The sequence below is a fragment of the Marivirga sp. genome (assembly GCF_035704835.1).
Lineage (GTDB): Bacteria > Bacteroidota > Bacteroidia > Cytophagales > Cyclobacteriaceae > Marivirga.
In genome coordinates this window covers 1-3,094 of sequence record NZ_DASSWQ010000001.1, presented here as the reverse complement: position 1 = coordinate 3,094, position 3,094 = coordinate 1, and the positions used below count along the sequence as shown (strand labels likewise).

Genomic DNA, 3,094 nt, shown 5'->3' with positions numbered 1-3,094 from the left:
AAGAACAGACTGGTTTGGTTTTGAGCTTTTTTAATGGGTTTCATGCATCAATATTTGCAAGGTTTCTGTCAGGAAAATACGAAAACTTGCAAAAAAATCAAAGCTTTTTATTAATTAAATAATTGATAATCAATGTATTAAATAGTTTTTAAGGGTCGACTAGGTAGTTTGATTTTTATTGGAGGCTTGTTGATATTTTAGATTGCTTCAAATTAACAGTTTTGTAAATTTTAATTTATTCCATGAGAGCGGGCTAAAGGACAAGTCTACTTTTTTTTAGTCATTTCAAACTTGGAACTCAACTTCAATGAAAAACCATACGATTTTTACGAGGTAGTGTCAAAAGGTCTAACTCGACCACTTCCGAGGAACTCGGAAAAGCGGGAAGGAGGAAAGTTTAGCGGGCTAGCGTAGGCCTTTAGGGTAGAAGCATTAAACTTTCTTGATTTTTTGTTTCTTTTTTATTAAGAAAAAAGAAAGTAAGAAGAAGTAAAAGTAATAGCAGTTTAGTTTTTCTTTACTTATATAACCTTGTTTTATCATTCTTTAAATACTACCACTCAAATGTCCTTTATCATTATACTTCACTAACTGAAACATATTTTCAGTGGCTCTCACATGATACAAAGCTAAATTTGAATGTTCGAAGATATCCATATCATGAAGCGGATAATTGAATAGCTGAGCCAATAAAATCCGCATTGCTCTTCCATGCATGCATATCAACACTTTACTTTCATCCTTTTTGCTCATAATATATTTCATTGCCTCCAACTGGCGCATCGCCACTTGGTCCGGTGATTCACCACCATCAACCGGCAAGGAGGTTTCCCCTTGTTTCCATCTTTCCAGCATGGCGAAATAATATTTATTTTCTTCTGGCGTGAAAGGTTGACCTTCTCTTGTTCCCCAACTGATTTCATTCAAACCCGAAAGTTTTTCATGAGGCAGACCTTTATCAATAAATCCTTTCATTGATTCTTGGGTTCGTTTTAAGGTAGTGATATATAATTTATCAAAGGGGAAATCTCCGTAAGCTTTAAAAAACTCATCGGCTTGCTTTCTTCCAGTGTCATTCAATGAAGCATCAACCCCACTTCCCTGCACTATTCCTCTGAGGTTATAATCCGTTTGCCCGTGGCGTACTATGTATATATCTTTTACCATATTTAGTTTTCAAAAAGCAATCAATTTCAATAAATATTGTTTAAAATTGAATGTGAATCCGTAATTTTCGGTTCGAAATTACGAAACAGAATCAGCGCAAGTACTATGGATAGGAAATTTCTTGAAAAACCAAGTGTGGAAGACCTTAATAAAATGGGGAAAAACACCATTTCAGAGGTCTTAGGCATGAGTTTTACAGAAATTGGCGATAATTATTTAGTCGCCAAAATGCCTGTTGACAACAGAACGCATCAACCTTATGGCCTATTGCATGGTGGGGCATCTGTAGTTTTGGCCGAAACTTTGGGAAGTGTAGCTGCTATGTTGATGGTAGATCCTGAAAAATTCTATTGTGTTGGTTTGGACATCAATGCTAATCACATCCGTGGAATTAAAGAAGGGTGGGTATATGGTGAAACTACTCCTGTTCATATTGGCAGAACCACACAGGTTTGGCATATAGAAATTAAGAACGAGCGTGAACAATTGATATGCGTAAGTCGTATTACAATGGCAGTAGTCAAGAAATAATTTTGGAAAACGCAGCTCAAGATATAAAACAAATCAAGCTCACAGCAGAAACTCATCTTAATAAGTTTATTGCATTTGCACAGCAAAATGGTGCTGCATTAGCTATTTATAGATTACCTAATGAATCAAAATTACAAATTTTGTGTGATTTATCAGGAGGGAAAAATATTGATGAGCTTAATTTAGAAGACCTTTCCCCAGGATTTTTATTGCATCCTTTTAAAACAGGCTTAGATAAAATCGTCCATTTTGAAGCTGAAATATTAGCTGAGATTTCACTTGAGTCAGAACCTAATGAAATTACTGAAGCTCATTCTTTGGAATGGAAGAAAACACCAAGTGAAGAAGTAGGTTCTAAAATAGACCATGCAAAAGAATTTGATTTCAGTTTATTAGAGAAAAACGAAAATCACCATTCTACCTTAGCTTCAGATTACATCGCTATGGTGGAAAAAGGAATTCAACTTATAAAAAGAGAAGAATTCTATAAAGTAGTACCTTCCAAAATTAAAAATATTGAGAGTAACAATGAAATAAGCCTGGGACAGGCTTTTGTAAATGCTTGCAAACAATATTCCAATGCATTTGTGAACCTTACTTTCTCAACCAAAACTGGTTTGTGGTTTGGGGCCAGCCCTGAGACTTTAATTGAAGATAAAAAAGGAGAGTATTTTAAAACCATGGCTTTGGCAGGAACGCAATCAAAGTCTGAAAAAAGCATTGCAGAAACTACCTGGACTCAGAAGGAAATTGAAGAACAGGCTTATGTTTCACGCTATATCATCAATTGCTTTAAGAAAATCAGATTACGGGATTTTGATGAAATAGGACCTAAAACTATTCAAGCTGGTAATCTTCTCCATTTAAAAACCACTTTCAAAGTACATACTCAATCTGTTAATTTTCCCGAACTAGGCTCTGTGATGTTGAAATTATTACATCCCACTTCCGCTGTTTGTGGCATGCCAAAAGAACCAGCAATAAATTTCATTTCTGAACACGAAAAACATCAGCGAAGCTACTTCAGTGGTTTTATGGGACCTGTTCATTTAGATGGTTTAAGTCACTTATTTGTCAATTTGAGATGTTGCCAAATCAATAATCAAACAGTTACTTTTTATGCAGGGGCCGGAATAACAGAAGATTCAAAAGCTGAAAAAGAATGGGAAGAAACTGAGATGAAATGTAAAGTACTGTCGAAAATAATTTTCGGAATCTAAACTTTAATCCTTACTTTTGATTCATTAATCGAAGATTAATTAGTCGACCCTTAAAAACTAATTAATACATTGATTATCAATTATTTAATTAATAAAAAGCTTTGATTTTTTTGCAAGTTTTCGTATTTTCCTGACAGAAACCTTGCAAATATTGATGCATGAAACCCATTAAAAAA

General features: G+C 34.5%; 3 protein-coding genes. 2 read left to right on the top strand and 1 reads right to left on the bottom strand.

What is annotated here, in order from left to right; genetic code table 11:
- Nucleotides 1–546: 546 nt before the first annotated feature.
- Complete coding sequence (locus VFM92_RS00015) at nt 547–1,167, bottom strand: histidine phosphatase family protein (protein ID WP_325120134.1); 621 nt, start codon at nt 1,165–1,167, stop codon at nt 547–549.
- Between the two features lie 105 nt (nt 1,168–1,272).
- Here VFM92_RS00015 and VFM92_RS00010 point away from each other — a divergent pair, with 105 nt between their 5' ends.
- Together VFM92_RS00010 and VFM92_RS00005 are read left to right on the top strand one after the other, a co-directional pair.
- Nucleotides 1,273–1,698, top strand: a complete 426-nt coding sequence (locus tag VFM92_RS00010) for a hotdog fold thioesterase (RefSeq protein ID WP_325120133.1) — start codon at nt 1,273–1,275, stop codon at nt 1,696–1,698.
- On the top strand, nt 1,659–2,918 hold the full coding sequence (locus VFM92_RS00005; protein ID WP_325120132.1) for a chorismate-binding protein: 1,260 nt from the start codon (nt 1,659–1,661) through the stop codon (nt 2,916–2,918). The genes VFM92_RS00010 and VFM92_RS00005 overlap by 40 nt, the downstream gene beginning before the upstream one ends.
- Nucleotides 2,919–3,094 lie beyond the last annotated feature (176 nt).

Coding starts and splice junctions, on each gene's coding strand:
- VFM92_RS00005 (WP_325120132.1), top strand. CDS start 1,659: ATGCGTAAGTCGTATTACAATGGCAGTAGTCAAGAAATAATTTTGGAA.
- VFM92_RS00010 (WP_325120133.1), top strand. CDS start 1,273: ATGGATAGGAAATTTCTTGAAAAACCAAGTGTGGAAGACCTTAATAAA.
- VFM92_RS00015 (WP_325120134.1), bottom strand. CDS start 1,167: ATGGTAAAAGATATATACATAGTACGCCACGGGCAAACGGATTATAAC.